The organism is Streptomyces sp. NPDC052721 (genome assembly GCF_040678315.1).
In the GTDB taxonomy this organism is placed as follows: domain Bacteria; phylum Actinomycetota; class Actinomycetes; order Streptomycetales; family Streptomycetaceae; genus Streptomyces.
Genome location: NZ_JBFATL010000001.1, coordinates 292839 through 306995, shown reverse-complemented (window position 1 = coordinate 306995; position 14157 = coordinate 292839). Strand labels below are relative to the sequence as shown.

Below are 14157 nucleotides of genomic sequence, written 5' to 3'. Positions count from 1 at the left end.
CGGAACCTCCGGGTACCCGGACCGGAGGTCGTTAGCCCTGCCCGGCGCCGCCGGGCCCCCGTTCGCCCAGACGCGCGAGTTGGGACTGGAACCAGTCCAGGCGCGCCTGCAACAGGGCCGCCTCCGCGACGAGTTCGGGTACGCCCAGCTCGCCGTCCGCTGTCAACTCGGCGGCTGCGGGGGCCGTACCGCCGGCGCCCGCGATCATCCGGAGCCCGTGCCCGGCCAGCCGGGCGAACCCAGCGAGCGAGACCGACGCGCGCCCGCGCGCACAGCCCGCGCAGACGGGTGCCAGGACCCGCCAGCCCGGCCGGCCCCAGCCGGCGTCGGCCAGCGCGACGGCAGCGGCGCCGCAGCCGCAGGGCCCGGCCGTGGCCGTGCGCACCCGCTGCCGGGCGTAGCGGAAGCCGCGTTCGAAGCGGATGTAGGCGCCGAGGACGGAGACCTCCAGCAGGACGGCCGCGCGGTGCTCGGCGGTGCACAGCAGGGCCTCGGCCGCCGCCCGGTCGTGGACGCAGTGGAAACCGCAGTCGCACCGGCGGGCGGGCGGGCGGTGCCGGAAGCCGTAGACGCAGGAGGCGTCGTCCAGGACGCCGTACGGCAGCGCGCCGCCGAGCGACACACCGGTGAACCCGGCCCGGGTGCCGTCCTGGGACAGCACCGGGTGGGCGATCTTGTAGCCGGTCGGCGGCTCCGTCGGGCGTTCCGCCGGGAGCCGCAGCCTCATCGGGCGGCCGGGACCTCTTCGCGGGCCGGCCCGGCCGGTTCGGCCGCGTCCGCGCGGACGGTCTCCTCGGGGACCTGCGGCTTCTCCTCCCGGACGAGCGGCCGCTCCTGAGCGACCCCGGTGGCCAGTGCCTTGCCGAGCTTCATGGCGCCTCCCATGACAAACGTCGGTGACCCTCCGGCCATAGTGACCCATCAGGTGCCGAGTTGGACATAGGGCCTCTGCCCGCACACCCCAAGCCGTTAGAAAGCCTTACCAATACCTGGTAGAAGAATTAAGTAGAGCTTCACCGACGCGCTGCCGACACTACTCCCATGACGCATACCCGTAGACCCGCGCCCTTCGGCCGCACCCTCTGCGCCATGATCACGCCGTTCACCGAGGAGGGCGCCCTCGACCTGGACGGCGCCCAGCGGCTGGCGGCGCACCTGGTGGCGGAGGGCTGCGACGGCCTGGTCCTCAACGGCACCACCGGCGAGTCCCCCACCACCACCGACGAGGAGAAGGCGCGGCTGGTCGCGGCCGTGCGGGAGGCGGTCGGCGACCGGGCCGCGCTGGTCGCGGGCGTGGGCACGTCCGACACCCGGCACACGGTGGAGCTGGCGCTGGCGGCCGGGAAGGCGGGCGCCGACGGTGTCCTGGTGGTGACGCCGTACTACAGCCGGCCCCCGCAGGAGGCCGTGGCCGCCCACTTCCTCCAGGTCGCCGACGCGAGCGACCTGCCGGTGATGCTCTACGACATCCCGGGCCGCACGGGCACCCGGATCGAGCCGGACACGATGATCCGCCTCGCGCACCATCCGCGGATCGTGGCCGTCAAGGACTGCTCCTACGACTTCCTCGGCACCCAGAAGGTACTGGCGCGCACGGAGTTGGCGTACTACGCGGGCTGCGACGAGCACGTACTGGCGCTGTACGCGGTCGGCGCGGCGGGCTGTGTGAGCACGGTCGCGAACGCCGTACCGGACCGGATCGCCGCGATCCTGGCCGCGTTCGACGCCGGCGACACCGCCCGCGCGACCGGACTCCAGCTGGCCGTGACCCCGTTGACCGAGGCGATGATGGGCGCGGGCCTGCCCGGCACGGTCACCGCGAAGGCCCTCCTCGCCCGCCTCGGCCTGCCCGCGGGCCCGGTCCGCGCACCGCTGCTGCCCGCAGGCCGGGAGACGGCCGACGGGCTGCTGTCGGTGTACGAGGCGCTCACCGCCGGCTGATCCGTCCGGCGGATCCCTGACGGCACATCGCGGCACCACCCGCAGGACGAAGCGCCCTCCACACCACGGTGAAGGGCGCTCCGCCGGACGTGTGCGTCAGTTGTGGGTGTGCAGGATGTCGTTCAGGCCGCCCCAGACCGCGTTGTTCGGGCGGGCCTCGACCGTGCCGGTGACGGAGTTGCGGCGGAACAGGATGTTCGAGGCGCCGCTGAGCTCGCGGGCCTTGACGATCTGGCCGTCGGGCATGGTGACGCGGGTGCCCGCGGTGACGTACAGGCCGGCCTCGACCACACACTCGTCGCCGAGCGCGATGCCGACGCCCGCCTCGGCGCCGACCAGGCACCGCTCGCCGATGGAGATGATCACGTTGCCGCCGCCGGACAGGGTGCCCATGGTGGAGGCGCCGCCGCCGATGTCCGAGCCGTCGCCGACGACGACACCCGCGGAGATCCGGCCCTCGACCATGGAGGTGCCGAGGGTGCCGGCGTTGAAGTTGACGAAGCCCTCGTGCATCACCGTGGTGCCCGCCGCGAGGTGCGCGCCGAGGCGGACCCGGTCGGCGTCGGCGATGCGCACGCCCTTCGGGGCGACGTAGTCGGTCATGCGCGGGAACTTGTCGATCGAGGTCACCTGGAGGTGCAGGCCCTCGGCGCGGGCGTTCAGGCGCACCTTCTCGATGTCGTCCACGGCCACCGGGCCGAGCGAGGTCCAGGCGACGTTGGCGAGGTGGCCGAAGATGCCGTCCAGGTTCTGGCCGTGGGGCTTGACCAGGCGGTGCGAGAGCAGGTGCAGGCGCAGGTAGACGTCGTGGGCGTCGAGCGGCTTCTCGTCCAGCGAGGCGATGACCGTGCGGACCGCGACCACCTCGACGCCCCGGCGGGCGTCCGGTCCGGTCGCCGCGGTCGCGCCGCCGCCCAGCAGCTCGGCCGCCTGCTCGGCGGTCAGCCGCTCGGTGCCGGCCGGACCCGGCTCCTCGACCAGCTCGGGGGCCGGGAACCAGGTGTCGAGAACGGTGCCGTCGGAGGCGATCGTGGCGAGGCCGGCGGCGACAGCGCCGGTGGTACGGGTTGCAGACTCGGTCATGGAAGAAAACCTAACGTGGGCGGGGTGGTGAGGGCGAACCGCGTCTCACGTGCCGGGCGCGGTTTCAGGGGATCAGCCGAGCCAGTGCGGCACGCGCGTACTCCTCGTCGTAGGAACCGCCCGTCAGCAGCACCTGGAGGCAGATGCCGTCCATCAGCGCCAGCAGGGCCCGCGCCGTGACCGGGTCCGTGCGGCGGGCCAGCAGCGCGGCGGCCTGCTCGGTCCACTCCGCGGCGACGGGACGCAGCGCCGGGCGGCGCAGCGCCGCCAGGTACAGCTCGTACTCCAGCTCCACGCCGGTGCGCTCGCCCGCCAGCCACTCCCCGAGCGCCCGGGCGAGATCCGCGGCGAGGTCGCCCTCGCCGCCGCCCTCCGGCAGCAGCTCGGCCAGCACCCGGCCGAACCCCTCGTTCGCCTGCCGCAGCGCGGCCACCAGCAGCTCTTCGAGGGTGGCGAAGTGGTACGTCGTGGAGCCGAGCGGTACGTCCGCCTCGGCGGCGACCGTACGGTGGCTCAGCCCTGCGATGCCGTCCCGGCCGGCCACGCGGATCGCCGCGTCGATGATCCGCTGCCGGCGCCCGGGGTCGTAGCGGCGCGGCATCAGTGCGTCGCCCCGCCCAGGTTCAGCACCACCACTCCCCCGATGATCAGCAGGATCCCGGCGACCTTGGTCAGACTCAGCCCCTCGCCGAACAGCAGCAGACCGAGGACGGCGATGGTCGCGGTGCCGACGCCGGACCAGATCGCGTACGCCGTACCGATCCCCACGGTCTTCAGCGTCTGGGCGAGCAGCGCGAACGAGACGACATACCCCAGAGCGGTCACGAGCGAGGGCCAGAGCCGGCTGAATCCCTCGCTGTACTTCATCGCCGTCGTGGCGGCGACCTCGGCGGCGATGGCACCGGAGAGCAGCAGATACCCCATATGTACGAGCGTACACAACGAGGGCGTGCGGCCGTGCGCGCCAAGAAAGTTTCAGCTTCATGGAAACCGCTCACTGAAACGGCCCACGGCCGGCTTCCGCCTCCACTACTGTGCGGGCCCGTGCCCGCAAACACCCCCCGCGCCCGAAGACTCCGGCTGGCCGCCGCACTGGCCCTGGCAACCGTGGCCGCCTGCGTAACCGCCATCACCATGAACGACGAGCCGGCGGAACGGAGAACCCCCGCCGCGCCCATCACCCCACCGGACGACGGACCCGGCCTGCTCTCCTTCGCCACCCCGTCCACCCCACCGGCTCCCGCTGAGAACGAGGAGGAGAGACCGTCACAGCCGCCCTCTTCCCCTGAGACACCCGCGTCCCCCGCCCGCCCCCGGCACACGCCCGCCACGTCCCCCACGCCCTCGGCGAGTTCCCCGAAGCCGGTGGAGCACGGGACCTCCGTCCGCTCCGTCAACTACCCCGACCGCTACTGGCACCTCAGTGACGGCCGGGTGAAGCTCGACCCCGCCACCTCGGCCCCGGCCCGTCGCGCCGCCACCTTCACCCGCGTCAAGGGCCTGGCCGACACCCGCTGCTGGTCCTTCGCCACGGCCGACGGCGGCTACCTGCGCCACCGCGACTTCCTGCTCCGCAACGAACCCGACGACGGCTCCCGCCTCTTCGCCCAGGACGCCACGTTCTGCCCCCGCCCCTCCGCCCACACCGGCGCCGTCACACTGGAGTCGCTGAACTACCCCGGCCGCTTCCTCCGCCACCAGAACTTCCAGCTGAGACTGGACCCGTACCAGAACACGGACCTCTACCGCGCGGACTCCGCGTTCCGGTTGGTGGACGGGCTCGCCTGAGCACGCGGAACCTGAGCACGCGAAAGGGGCCGTGGCACATGGCCACGGCCCCTGTCACAGGCTGTGTGTCAGACGTTGAACCCGAGCGCCCGAAGCTGCTCGCGGCCATCGTCCGTGATCTTGTCGGGGCCCCACGGCGGCATCCAGACCCAGTTGATGCGGAGTTCGTTGACGAGGCCGTCCGTGGCGGACTTGGCCTGGTCCTCGATCACGTCCGTCAGCGGGCAGGCCGCCGAGGTCAGGGTCATGTCGACCGTGGCCACGTTGGAGTCGTCGATGTGGATGCCGTAGATCAGGCCGAGGTTGACGACGTCGATGCCCAGCTCGGGGTCGACCACGTCCATCAGGGCCTCGCGGAGTTCTTCCTCCGAGACCGGCTTCATCTCTGCGGTGTCGGTCATGCCGTCTTCCTTTCGGCGTCGGCGCCACCCAGCGCCTGGGCCGTCGCGTCCTTCCACGCCATCCAGCTCAGGAGGGCGCACTTGACCCGCGCGGGGTACTTGGAGACACCGGCGAACGCGACCGCGTCCTCCAGCACCTCCTCCATCGCGTCGTCGGGTTCGATCTTGCCCTTGGACTGCATCAGCTCCAGGAAGGTCTCCTGGATCTTCCGCGCCTCGGCCAGGTCCTTGCCGACGAGAAGCTCGTTGAGCACGGAGGCGCTCGCCTGGCTGATCGAGCAGCCCTGGCCCTCGTACGAGACGTCCTCGATCTTCGTGCCGTCGTACCTCACGCGCAGGGTGATCTCGTCGCCGCAGGTCGGGTTCACATGGTGCACCTCGGCGTCGCCATCCCTGAGACCACGCCCGTGCGGGTTCTTGTAGTGGTCCAGGATGACGTCCTGGTACATCGAGTCCAGCTTCACGGTCTCAGCTCACGCCTCTCAGCCGAAGAAGTTCCGTACGTGCTCCAGGCCGTCGACCAGAGCGTCGATCTCGGCCGGCGAGGAGTACAGATAGAACGACGCTCGCGTGGTCGCGGGAATTCCGTAGCGGAGGCAGACCGGACGGGCGCAGTGGTGGCCGACGCGGACCGCGATGCCCTGCTCGTCCAGGACCTGGCCCACGTCGTGCGGGTGGATGTCCCCGAGGGTGAAGGAGATCGCCGCCCCGCGGTCCTCGGCCGTCGTCGGGCCGATGATCCTCAGGTCGGGAACCTCCGCCAGGCGCCGCACCGCGTACTGCGTCAGCGCGTGCTCATGGGCGAGGATCTTGTCCATGCCGATCGACTGGAGGTAGTCGATCGCCGCGCCGAGGCCGACCGCCTGGGCGATCGGGGGCGTGCCCGCCTCGAACTTGTGCGGGGCGGGGGCGTACGTCGAGGAGTGCATCGAGACCGTCTCGATCATCTCGCCGCCGCCGAGGAACGGAGGCAGGTCCTCCAGCAGTTCCTGGCGGCCCCAGAGGACGCCGATGCCGGTCGGGCCGCACATCTTGTGGCCGGTGAAGGCCACGAAGTCGGCCTGCAGGGCCTGCACGTCCAGCGGCATGTGCGGGGCGGCCTGGGAGGCGTCGATGCAGACGAGGGCGCCGACCTCCTGGGCGCGGCGGATTATCGTCTCGACCGGGTTGACCGTGCCCAGGATGTTGGACACCAGCACGAAGGAGACGATCTTCGTCTTCTCGGTGATGATCTCGTCGATGTTCGACAGGTCGAGACGGCCGTCGTCCGTGAGGCCGAACCACTTCAGCTTCGCGCCCGTGCGCTGCGCCAGCAGCTGCCACGGCACGATGTTGGAGTGGTGCTCCATCTCCGTGATGACGATCTCGGTCTCGTGGTCCACCCGGTAGGGCTCGTCGGCCCAGCCCAGCATGTTCGCCACGAGGTTCAGCGACTCGGAGGCGTTCTTGGTGAAGATCACCTCGTCGCGGCTCGGCGCGTTGATGAACGCGGCGACCTTGTCGCGCGCGCCCTCGTACAGCGCCGTGGCCTCCTCGGCGAGCACATGCACACCGCGGTGGACGTTGGCGTTGTAGCGCTCGTAGTACTCGCTCAGGGCGTCCAGTACCTGGCGCGGCTTCTGGGAGGTCGCCGCGTTGTCCAGGTACACGAGCTTCTTGTCGTCGTGGACCAGCCGGTCCAGGACGGGGAAGTCCTTGCGGATCGCCTCGGTGTCGAGGAGGCCCGGCAGCTGTGTCACGCGGATGCGCCACCCTTCGTGTATGCCTCGTAGCCCTCGTCCTCCAGCTTGTCGGCCAGCTCGGCGCCGCCGGACTCCACGATCCGGCCGGCGGAGAAGACGTGGACGAAGTCGGGCTTGATGTAGCGCAGGATGCGCGTGTAGTGCGTGATCAGCAGGGTGCCGACCTCGCCGGTCTCGCGGACGCGGTTGACGCCCTCGGAGACGATGCGGAGCGCGTCGACGTCCAGGCCGGAGTCGGTCTCGTCCAGGATCGCGACCTTCGGCTTGAGCAGCTCCAGCTGAAGGATCTCGTGGCGCTTCTTCTCACCGCCGGAGAAGCCCTCGTTGACGTTGCGCTCGGCGAAGGACGGGTCCATGTTGAGGCGCTCCATGGCCTCCTTGACCTCCTTCACCCAGGTGCGCAGCTTGGGGGCCTCGCCGCGGATGGCGGTGGCGGAGGTGCGCAGGAAGTTGGAGACCGAGACGCCGGGGACCTCGACCGGGTACTGCATCGCCAGGAACAGGCCCGCGCGGGCGCGCTCGTCGACGGACATCTCCAGGACGTCCTCGCCGTCGAGCAGTACGGTGCCGCTGGTGATCGTGTACTTCGGGTGACCCGCGAGGGAGTAGGCGAGGGTCGACTTGCCGGAGCCGTTGGGGCCCATGATGGCGTGCGTCTCGCCCTGCTTCACGGTGAGGTCGACGCCCTTGAGGATCTCCTTCGTGGCGTTGTCGGCCTCGACGGTGACGTGCAGGTCTCGGATTTCAAGCGTTGCCATGGGTGCCTCAGGACTCCTGGGTGAGGGAGACGAGAACGTCGTCCCCTTCGATCTTTACGGGGTATACGGGGACGGGGCGCGTCGCGGGGAGGCCGGACGGCTTGCCGGTGCGCAGGTCGAAGGCGGAGCCGTGCAGCCAGCACTCGATCTGGCAGTCCTCCACCTCGCCCTCGGAGAGGGAGACGTTCGCGTGGGAGCAGATGTCGTGGATCGCGAACACCTCGCCCTCGGTCTTCACGACCGAGACCGGCGTGCCGTCGAGTTCCACCCGCTTCGGGGTGTCCTCCTCCAGCTCGCTCAGCCCACAGGCGCGTACGAACGACGTCATGCGACCGAAGCCTCCAGCTCTTCCTCGATCTTGGCCAGCAGGCGCTCCTCGATGTCGGCGACACCGATCTGCTGGACCAGCTCGGCGAAGAAGCCGCGGACCACGAGGCGGCGGGCCTCGTGCTCCGGAATGCCGCGGGCCATCAGGTAGAAGAGCTGCTCGTCGTCGAAGCGGCCGGTGGCGGAGGCGTGCCCGGCGCCGACGATCTCGCCGGTCTCGATCTCCAGGTTCGGCACCGAGTCGACGCGCGCGCCGTCCGTGAGGACCAGGTTGCGGTTCATCTCGTAGGTGTCCGTGCCCTCGGCCCTGGCCTCGATGAGCACGTCACCGATCCAGACCGCGTGCGCGTCGTCGCCCTGGAGCGCGCCCTTGTAGACGACGTTCGACTTGCAGTGCGGGGTGTTGTGGGTGACCAGCAGGCGGTGCTCCTGGTGCTGCCCGGCGTCGGTGAAGTACAGGCCGAACAGCTCGGCCTCGCCGCCGGGGCCGGCGTACTCCACGCGCGGGTGCAGGCGGACCACGTCACCGCCGAAGGTCACGACCACGGACTTGAAGGAGGCGTCCCGGCCGACCAGCGCGTTGTGCTGGGCGACGTGGACGGCCTTGTCGTCCCAGTCCTGGACGGAGACGACGGTCAGCTTGGCACCGTCACCGAGGATGTAGTCGACGTTGGCGGCGAGCACCGCGTCACCGGTGTGGTCGATGACGACGACGGCCTCGGCGAAGGCGCCCAGCTCGATCACCTGGTGGCCGAAGGCGGTGCCGCCCTGGCCGTGCACGGCGATGCGGATCGGCTCGGTGAGGACGGTCTCCTTGGGGACGGTCACGACCGAGGCCTTCTCGAAGGCGGAGTACGCCTGGGCGGCGACGCGGTCCACGGGGGTGCCCGCCTTGCCGAGGCGCGCGTCGTCGCGGCCGACGGTCTCGACGGTGACGCCCTCAGGGGCCTGGACGTCGACCTTCACGCCGTCGCCGTTCGCGACGGCGGTGCCGTCGTGCAGGCCGCGCAGACGCTCCAGCGGGGTGAACCGCCACTCCTCCTCGCGGCCGTGCGGGACCGGGAAGTCCGCGACGTCGAAGGACGGGGGCGCGCTCATGCGCGAGACGACGGTCGACTCCGCGGCGACCGCGATCGAGCCCGCGGTGGTGGATCCCACGGGGATGTTCTGGGCCTCAGCCATGGCTGTCGTAATGCTCGCTTTCTTACGTGTGGGCTTGACGGGGGGTGCGGACCGGTGATTAACCGACCGCGCCCTCCATCTGCAGCTCGATCAGCCGGTTGAGCTCCAGCGCGTACTCCATCGGCAGTTCCTTGGCGATCGGCTCGACGAAGCCGCGCACGATCATCGCCATGGCCTCGTCCTCGGAGAGGCCGCGGCTCATCAGGTAGAAGAGCTGGTCCTCGGAGACCTTGGAGACGGTGGCCTCGTGGCCCATGGACACGTCGTCCTCGCGGACGTCGACGTACGGGTACGTGTCCGACCGGGAGATGGTGTCGACCAGCAGCGCGTCGCAGAGCACGTTCGACTTCGACCCGGCGGCGCCCTCGCCGATCTCGATCAGACCGCGGTAGGACGTACGGCCGCCGCCGCGCGCGACCGACTTCGACACGATGTTGGACGACGTGTTCGGCGCCATGTGGACCATCTTGGCGCCCGCGTCCTGGTGCTGGCCCTCGCCCGCGAAGGCGATGGACAGGGTCTCGCCCTTGGCGTGCTCGCCCATCAGGTAGACGGCCGGGTACTTCATCGTCACCTTGGAGCCGATGTTGCCGTCGATCCACTCCATGGTCGCGCCCTCGTAGGCCACGGCGCGCTTGGTGACCAGGTTGTAGACGTTGTTCGACCAGTTCTGGATGGTCGTGTAGCGGCAGCGGGCGTTCTTCTTGACGATGATCTCGACCACCGCGGAGTGCAGCGAGTCCGACTTGTAGATCGGCGCGGTGCAGCCCTCGACGTAGTGGACGTAGGCACCCTCGTCGACGATGATCAGGGTCCGCTCGAACTGGCCCATGTTCTCCGTGTTGATGCGGAAGTAGGCCTGGAGCGGGATCTCGACGTGGACGCCCGGCGGGACGTAGATGAAGGAGCCGCCGGACCAGACGGCGGTGTTCAGCGCGGCGAACTTGTTGTCGCCGGCCGGGATGACCGTGCCGAAGTACTCCTTGAAGAGCTCCGGGTGCTCCTTCAGCGCGGTGTCGGTGTCGAGGAAGATGACGCCCTGCTCCTCCAGGTCCTCGCGGATCTGGTGGTAGACGACCTCCGACTCGTACTGGGCGGCGACACCGGCGACGAGGCGCTGCTTCTCGGCCTCCGGGATGCCCAGCTTGTCGTAGGTGTTCTTGATGTCCTCGGGCAGGTCCTCCCAGGACTCCGCCTGCTTCTCCGTGGAGCGCACGAAGTACTTGATGTTGTCGAAGTCGATGCCCGAGAGGTCCGAGCCCCAGTTCGGCATCGGCTTCTTCTCGAAGAGCTTCAGGCCCTTCAGGCGCAGCTTGGTCATCCACTCCGGCTCGGACTTCTTGCCCGAGATGTCGCGGACGACGTCCTCGTTGAGGCCGCGCCTGGCGGAGGCACCGGCCACGTCGGAGTCGGCCCAGCCGTATTCGTACTTGCCCAGGCCCTCCAGCTCAGGGTGGGCAGTCTCCGTGGGGAGAGTCATGCGGGGTTCCTCCCGGCCGTGCTTGCAGGTGCGTCAGTGGAAATCTTGGGGATGAACGTCGTGCAGACGCCGTCGCCGTGCGCGATGGTCGCCAGTCGTTGGACGTGGGTGCCCAGCAGCTCGGCGAAGATCTCCGTCTCCGCCTCGCACAGCTGCGGGAACTGTTCCGCGACGTGGGCGACCGGGCAGTGGTGCTGGCAGAGCTGCTCGCCGACCGGTGCGCTGCGCGCCGTAGCAGCGTACCCGTCGGCGCTCAAGGCCTTGGCCAGCGCTTCGGCGCGTTTGTCCGGGGTCGCGGCCTCGATCGCCGCGCGGTACGCGCTCGCCTGGGCGGCGATCCGGGCGCGGGCGAAGGCGGCGACCGCCTCGGGGCCGCCCCCCTGCTCGGCGATCCAGCGGAGCGCGTCCACGGCGAGCTTGTCGTACGACTGGTCGAAGGCGTCCCGGCCGCAGTCGGTGAGCGCGAAGACCTTCGCGGGGCGGCCACGCGTGCGCGTGCCGTACACCCGCTGCTCGCGGGCCTCCACGACGTCGTCGGCGACCAGCGCGTCCAGGTGACGCCGGACGGCCGCCTGGGTCAGTCCCAGCCGGCCGGCGAGTTCGGCGACGGTCGACGGCCCGTGGTCCAGGATGGAGCGCGCGACCCGGTTGCGCGTCGAACGCTCACCGGTCGCTAGCTCCTCCTGAGGGGACCCCGTGGGGGTCTCCCGAGCCTCGCCGACGTTTTTCACAACGCCATTGTTGCGTAATTCCGCGGAGCCTGACAAGCGCCGTCCGGATCACCCGACGGTGCCCTGCGTCACTTAGGCATACCTAATCCGACCTGCGGAAACGATCACCCGATCGATCGTCCGGGCCCCCGGCAGCTGCAATTCGGTAGCGCCCCGCGCGCCCGTCCGGAAGACTCCCGAACCATGCCCACACCGCCTCCGACCGGCCCTCTTGTCACCCGGGACGGCATCGCCGCACAGCTGAGACTGCTCGGTGTCCAAACCGGTGAGACCCTCCTCGTGCACTCCTCGCTCAGCTCCCTCGGCTGGGTCAACGGACGCGCGGTCGCGGTCGTCCAGGGCCTCCTGGACGCGCTCGGTCCGTCGGGCACGCTCGTCGTCCCCACCCAGACGGGCGGCCAGTCCGATCCGGCCGTCTGGTCCAACCCGCCGGTGCCCGAGGAGTGGTGGGACCGGATCCGCGCCACCATGCCGCCGTACGACCCGCTGATCACCCCCTCCCTCGGGGTCGGCGTGATCCCGGAGACCGTGCGCACCTGGCCGGGCGCCCTGCGCAGCGCCCACCCGCAGACCTCCTTCGCGGCCGTCGGCCCCCGCGCGCGGGAGATCACCGACGGCCACGCCACCGACTGCCGGCTCGGCGAGCAGAGCCCCCTCGCCCGGCTGGAGAAGCTGGGCGCCCGGGTCCTGCTGCTCGGCGCGGGCTACGACTCCTGCACCGCCTTCCACCTCGCCGAGTACCGGATACCCGCGCCCCGCGTCGAGGTCGGCCGGCCCGCTCCCGGCGGCGGCTGGGAGACGGTGACCGAGGTATCGATCACCTCCGACCGGTTCGACGAACTGGGGCACGACTTCGAGCGGGACCGGCCGGTCGTGCGGGGAAAGGTGGGTGCGGCCGACGTCCGGCTGTTCCCGGTCGCGGACGCCGTGTCCTACGCCGAACGGTGGCTGCCCCTGCACCGGCCCCGTGAGGAGGACTTCCGCCACCCCCACGCCTGAGCACCGGACGGCGTACCTAGACTCTGGACCCATGCGAAGTGAGCCCGTGGTCCAGGTCCAGGCCCTGGTGAAGCGGTACGGCACGAAGACCGCGGTGGACGGCCTCGACCTGGTGGCCCAGCCGGGCGTGACCGCCGTACTCGGCCCCAACGGGGCGGGGAAGACGACCACGGTCGAGACCTGCGAGGGGTACCGGAAGCCGGATTCGGGCACGGTGCGCGTCCTGGGCCTCGACCCGGTACGGCAGTCCGCCGAGCTGCGCCCCCGCATCGGCGTGATGCTCCAGTCCGGAGGCGTGTACTCCGGGGCCCGGGCCGAGGAGATGCTGCGCCACATGGCGAAGCTGCACGCGCACCCGCTGGACGTCGACGCCCTCGTCGAGCGCCTCGGTCTCGGCTCCTGCGGCCGGACCGGCTACCGCCGGCTGTCCGGCGGCCAGCAGCAGCGGCTCGCGCTCGCCATGGCCGTCGTGGGCCGCCCCGAGCTGGTGTTCCTGGACGAGCCGACCGCCGGACTCGACCCGCAGGCCCGCCGGGCCACCTGGGACCTGGTCAGGGACCTGCGCGCCGACGGCGTCTCGGTGATCCTCACCACGCACCACATGGACGAGGCCGAACAGCTCGCCGACGACGTCGCGATCATCGACGGCGGCCGGGTCATCGCCCAGGGCTCCCCGGAGGAGCTGTGCAAGGGCGGCGCCGAGAACACCCTGCGCTTCTCCGGCCGCCCCGGCCTCGACGTCGGCTCCCTGCTCAAGGCGCTCCCGGCCGACTGCACGGCCGCCGAGCTGACCCCGGGCTCCTACCGGGTCGTCGGCAAGGTCGACCCCCAGCTGCTGGCCACGGTGACGTCCTGGTGCGCCCAGCACGGGGTGATGCCCGACCGCATCTCGGTGGAGCGGCACACGCTGGAGGACGTCTTTCTTGAGCTGACCGGCAAGGAGCTGCGCTCGTGACCACGGCGGGTACGTACACCCCGAAGCCCGGAGCCGCCCCGCTCCCCCGCATGATCGCGGCGCAGGCGGCGCTGGAGACGAAGATGCTGCTGCGCAACGGCGAGCAGCTGCTGCTGACGGTCGTCATCCCGACCCTGCTGCTGGTGCTCTTCAGCTCGGTCGACATCGTCGACACCGGCAAGGGCCCGGCGGTCGGCTTCCTCGCCCCCGGCGTCCTGGCCCTGGCCGTGATGTCGACGGCGTTCACCGGCCAGGCCATCGCCACCGGCTTCGAGCGCCGCTACGGCGTGCTGAAGCGGCTCGCCTCCTCGCCGCTGCCCCGCTGGGCCCTGATGACCGCGAAGACGGCGTCCGTGCTGGTCACGGAGGTCCTCCAGGTCGTCCTGCTGACCGTCATCGCCTTCGCGCTGGGCTGGTCCCCGCACGGCAACCCGGCCGCCGTCCTGCTGCTGCTCGTCGTCGGCACCGCCGCCTTCTCCGGGCTCGGCCTGCTGATGGCGGGCACGCTGAAGGCGGAGGCGACGCTGGCCGCCGCCAACCTGGTCTTCCTGCTGCTGCTCGTCGGCGGCGGGGTCATCGTGCCGCTGGAGAAGTTCGGCTCGACGGGTGAACAGGTCCTGGGCCTGCTGCCGATCTCCGCCCTGTCGGACGGCCTGCGGGACGTGCTCCAGCACGGCGCCGGCATGCCCTGGGGCGACCTGGGCATCCTCGCCGTCTGGGCGGTGGCCGGCCTCGCCGCGGCCGGGAAGTTCTTCCGCTGGGAGTGACCC

Annotated in this window: 18 protein-coding genes; 5 read left to right on the top strand and 13 right to left on the bottom strand. The window is 70.7% G+C overall.

Translation table 11 applies throughout. The annotated features are described in order from the left end of the window. Positions 1-31: 31 nt before the first annotated feature. Positions 32-727 carry a hypothetical protein gene (locus tag AB0L21_RS01440; RefSeq protein WP_365781524.1) on the bottom strand — a complete coding sequence of 232 codons (696 nt, stop codon included), beginning with the start codon at positions 725-727 and terminating at the stop codon, positions 32-34. Next, the gene (locus AB0L21_RS01435) at positions 724-873 is read right to left on the bottom strand and encodes a hypothetical protein (RefSeq protein ID WP_365781522.1); all 150 of its coding nucleotides are present in this window, start codon (positions 871-873) and stop codon (positions 724-726) included. The genes AB0L21_RS01440 and AB0L21_RS01435 overlap by 4 nt, the downstream gene beginning before the upstream one ends. Before the next feature lie 168 nt (positions 874-1041). Between AB0L21_RS01435 and dapA the strand changes: the two genes are divergently transcribed. Further along, the gene (gene dapA, locus AB0L21_RS01430) at positions 1042-1941 is read left to right on the top strand and encodes a 4-hydroxy-tetrahydrodipicolinate synthase (RefSeq protein WP_365698839.1); all 900 of its coding nucleotides are present in this window, start codon (positions 1042-1044) and stop codon (positions 1939-1941) included. 96 nt (positions 1942-2037) lie between these two features. Here the strand turns inward: dapA and dapD are convergent, their stop codons facing one another. The 3 genes from dapD to AB0L21_RS01415 all read right to left on the bottom strand — a co-directional run bounded on the left by dapD (position 2038) and on the right by AB0L21_RS01415 (position 3948). Beyond that, on the bottom strand, positions 2038-3024 hold the full coding sequence (gene dapD, locus AB0L21_RS01425) for a 2,3,4,5-tetrahydropyridine-2,6-dicarboxylate N-succinyltransferase (RefSeq protein ID WP_365781520.1): 987 nt from the start codon (positions 3022-3024) through the stop codon (positions 2038-2040). Between the two features lie 64 nt (positions 3025-3088). After that, a complete protein-coding gene (locus AB0L21_RS01420; protein ID WP_365698837.1) occupies positions 3089-3625 on the bottom strand; it encodes a TetR family transcriptional regulator in 537 nt (178 codons plus the stop codon). After that, positions 3625-3948 carry a multidrug efflux SMR transporter gene (locus AB0L21_RS01415; protein WP_365698836.1) on the bottom strand — a complete coding sequence of 108 codons (324 nt, stop codon included), beginning with the start codon at positions 3946-3948 and terminating at the stop codon, positions 3625-3627. Before AB0L21_RS01415 ends, AB0L21_RS01420 begins: the two co-directional genes overlap by 1 nt. 120 nt (positions 3949-4068) lie before the next feature. Between AB0L21_RS01415 and AB0L21_RS01410 the strand changes: the two genes are divergently transcribed. Further along, entirely contained in the window at positions 4069-4812 is a 744-nt protein-coding gene (locus AB0L21_RS01410) for an AbfB domain-containing protein (protein WP_365781518.1), read from the top strand. A gap of 68 nt (positions 4813-4880) precedes the next feature. Here the strand turns inward: AB0L21_RS01410 and AB0L21_RS01405 are convergent, their stop codons facing one another. Genes AB0L21_RS01405 through AB0L21_RS01370 form a run of 8 tightly spaced genes read right to left on the bottom strand, consistent with a single transcriptional unit; the run spans position 4881 to position 11433 of the window. After that, positions 4881-5213, bottom strand: coding sequence for a metal-sulfur cluster assembly factor (locus tag AB0L21_RS01405; protein WP_103812962.1), 333 nt, complete (start codon positions 5211-5213; stop codon positions 4881-4883). Continuing rightward, the gene (gene sufU / locus AB0L21_RS01400; RefSeq protein WP_365698834.1) at positions 5210-5677 is read right to left on the bottom strand and encodes a Fe-S cluster assembly sulfur transfer protein SufU; all 468 of its coding nucleotides are present in this window, start codon (positions 5675-5677) and stop codon (positions 5210-5212) included. The genes AB0L21_RS01405 and sufU overlap by 4 nt, the downstream gene beginning before the upstream one ends. Positions 5678-5695: 18 nt before the next feature. Then, on the bottom strand, positions 5696-6952 hold the full coding sequence (locus tag AB0L21_RS01395) for a cysteine desulfurase (protein ID WP_365698833.1): 1257 nt from the start codon (positions 6950-6952) through the stop codon (positions 5696-5698). Next, entirely contained in the window at positions 6949-7713 is a 765-nt protein-coding gene (gene sufC / locus AB0L21_RS01390; protein WP_356116133.1) for a Fe-S cluster assembly ATPase SufC, read from the bottom strand. Before sufC ends, AB0L21_RS01395 begins: the two co-directional genes overlap by 4 nt. 7 nt (positions 7714-7720) lie before the next feature. Further along, complete coding sequence (locus AB0L21_RS01385; RefSeq protein WP_199210104.1) at positions 7721-8041, bottom strand: Rieske 2Fe-2S domain-containing protein; 321 nt, start codon at positions 8039-8041, stop codon at positions 7721-7723. Continuing rightward, entirely contained in the window at positions 8038-9222 is a 1185-nt protein-coding gene (gene sufD, locus AB0L21_RS01380; protein ID WP_365698832.1) for a Fe-S cluster assembly protein SufD, read from the bottom strand. The genes AB0L21_RS01385 and sufD overlap by 4 nt, the downstream gene beginning before the upstream one ends. Positions 9223-9280: 58 nt before the next feature. Next, on the bottom strand, positions 9281-10702 hold the full coding sequence (gene sufB / locus AB0L21_RS01375) for a Fe-S cluster assembly protein SufB (protein ID WP_208031589.1): 1422 nt from the start codon (positions 10700-10702) through the stop codon (positions 9281-9283). Next, positions 10699-11433, bottom strand: a complete 735-nt coding sequence (locus AB0L21_RS01370; protein ID WP_365698830.1) for an ArsR family transcriptional regulator — start codon at positions 11431-11433, stop codon at positions 10699-10701. The genes sufB and AB0L21_RS01370 overlap by 4 nt, the downstream gene beginning before the upstream one ends. A gap of 183 nt (positions 11434-11616) precedes the next feature. On the opposite strand from AB0L21_RS01370, the gene AB0L21_RS01365 reads away from it, so the two are divergent. Genes AB0L21_RS01365 through AB0L21_RS01355 form a run of 3 tightly spaced genes read left to right on the top strand, consistent with a single transcriptional unit; the run spans position 11617 to position 14154 of the window. Next, positions 11617-12432 (top strand): AAC(3) family N-acetyltransferase, encoded by an 816-nt coding sequence (locus AB0L21_RS01365; RefSeq protein WP_365698829.1) that lies wholly within the window; start codon positions 11617-11619, stop codon positions 12430-12432. Between the two features lie 31 nt (positions 12433-12463). Next, entirely contained in the window at positions 12464-13387 is a 924-nt protein-coding gene (locus AB0L21_RS01360) for an ABC transporter ATP-binding protein (protein ID WP_365698828.1), read from the top strand. A gap of 50 nt (positions 13388-13437) precedes the next feature. Beyond that, positions 13438-14154, top strand: coding sequence for an ABC transporter permease (locus AB0L21_RS01355; protein ID WP_365698966.1), 717 nt, complete (start codon positions 13438-13440; stop codon positions 14152-14154). Positions 14155-14157 lie beyond the last annotated feature (3 nt).